This window comes from Phormidium sp. CCY1219, assembly GCF_055795085.1.
This window is the reverse complement of sequence record NZ_JAYFEQ010000932.1, coordinates 1-299: the sequence shown is the minus strand read 5'-3', so window position 1 is coordinate 299 and position 299 is coordinate 1. Positions and strand designations below refer to the sequence as shown.

1 protein-coding gene is annotated in these 299 nt (G+C 48.2%); it reads right to left on the bottom strand.

All coding sequences use genetic code 11. From position 1 onward, the window contains the following. Positions 1-299 (bottom strand): Ig-like domain-containing protein (locus tag AC0QH1_RS30605; protein WP_324635228.1); only part of this gene is annotated, 299 nt, incomplete at both ends.

Sequence of the window (299 nt, the reverse complement as noted above, 5' to 3'; positions counted from 1 at the left end):
TCAATGACTTCGCCGTTCAGTGTGAGACTTCCGTTCTCCGGGAGAGCGGTAATTTTGATTTTCTCCAGTTCGTCTCCATCGCTATCGGCAAACCCCTGAGTGAAATCACTGGCCAAAAACGCAATCTCGGCATTTTGATTGCCGGATTTGTTAAATGCGCTCACCTGCGGTGCAGCATTAATCGCCGCCACGGATACATTCACTTTCGCCTCGGTGGAAGCATAACTGCTGCCATCAAACCCATTCCAGCCAAAATTAATCTCCCCAGTAAAGTTTTCCCCTGGCGTAAAGACTAATTT